Source organism: Streptomyces sparsus, assembly GCF_054776295.1.
Genome location: NZ_BAAHCA010001172.1, coordinates 1 through 1,301 on the forward strand (window position 1 = coordinate 1; position 1,301 = coordinate 1,301).

Annotated in this window: 3 protein-coding genes; 1 reads left to right on the forward strand and 2 read right to left on the reverse strand. The window is 74.3% G+C overall.

The annotated features are described in order from the left end of the window. Nucleotides 1-323 (reverse strand): hypothetical protein (locus ACYVE9_RS27210; protein WP_461030548.1); only part of this gene is annotated, 323 nt, incomplete at its 3' end. A gap of 138 nt (nucleotides 324-461) precedes the next feature. Between ACYVE9_RS27210 and ACYVE9_RS27215 the strand changes: the two genes are divergently transcribed. Further along, nucleotides 462-971: a DsbA family protein gene (locus ACYVE9_RS27215; protein WP_461030549.1), complete on the forward strand. Its 510-nt coding sequence runs from the start codon at nucleotides 462-464 to the stop codon at nucleotides 969-971. Nucleotides 972-978: 7 nt separating this feature from the next. Here the strand turns inward: ACYVE9_RS27215 and ACYVE9_RS27220 are convergent. After that, nucleotides 979-1,301, reverse strand: a 323-nt coding sequence (locus ACYVE9_RS27220; RefSeq protein WP_461030550.1) for a GNAT family N-acetyltransferase, incomplete at its 5' end; no start/stop codon positions are given.

Here is a 1,301-nt window from a genome sequence, read left to right on the forward strand (position 1 = left end):
GTGGCCGCCGCCGGGCCGTCGGCCGCGGCACCGGAGGTGCGGGCCTGCGCGAACCTGGCGATGACGTAGAGCACCACGGACAGCGCGAGCACGGCGAAGCCCGCCCAGACGGTGGGCTTGAGCACCAGATCCGCGGCCCAGGAGCCGACGGCCCGGATGATCCGGCCGCCGAGGCCCACCAGCCCGGCCATCGCCAACCCGATGGGCAGCAGCGAGAGGGCGGCCAGGCGCGTGGCGGCCACGTAGCGGCGCCGGTAGGCCGTCAGGAAGGAGACAGCCAGACCGGCTGCGGAAAGTGCGGCGCACACGGTCACGGTCAGCATGTGTCCATCCTGCCCCTTCCCCGTCCGTCGATGCCATGGCCGGGGGAAAGTTCTCGGACAGCCCGGGGCAAACACCCCACCGGCCGGCGGTCGGCAGGCTGCTGCCGGGGGCCGTCGGCGGGCTGCCAGACTGTGCGCATGAGCGACGCACCGGCCCCCCGCCCCGTACTCGACGTCTGGTTCGACCTCCAGTGCCCCGACTGCCACACCGCCCAGGAGGACCTGCGGCTGCTACGTGAGCGCTACCCGGACTCCCTGGAGGTCAGGCTGCGGCAGTTCCCGTTGGCGAAGCACCGACACGCGTACGCGGCCGCCCAGGCGGCCGAGGAGGCGTGGGCGCAGGGACACGGCGAGGCGTACACCCGGGCGGTCCTGGAGCGGACGTCGGACCTGGGCAGCCGCGGGGAGGCGGTGCTCGTGGAGGTCGCGGAGAAGCTCGGGCTGGACGCGGGCGAGGTGGAGACCGCGCTGATCGACGGCCGCCACCTGCTGGCCGTGGACGCGGACCAGGCCGAGGGGCAGGCGCTGGGTGTACGCGGCACCCCCTCGTACGTCATCGGCGGGGAACTGCTGGACGGCTCCCGGAGCCAGGAGGGACTGCGCCGGCGCGTCGAGGAGATCACCGACCGGCTGCTGGCCGGGAACTGATCCCGCCTCACAGCGATTTGCACAGGTGACGTGCCCGGGTGCGGTAGCCGAGTGAGGTGTAGAGGCGAAGCGCGGCGGTGTTGCCGGCGAACACGTTGAGCCCGATCTGCCGGGCGCCGGCGGCGAGGCACTCCCGCTCGGCCACCCCCATGAGCACGCGCCCGTGCCCCTGACCGCGACGGCCCTCGGCGACGGCCACGTCGAAGACGTAGCCGCCGGTCCGCCCGGCGGTGGGCAGCGCGACCCACAGCGTGCCCACGTCCGCCTGCCCGTGCGCCAGGACCCGCAGCGCGGTGTGCGCGGTGTCCGCGCCGTCCGGCAGGCGGTTAG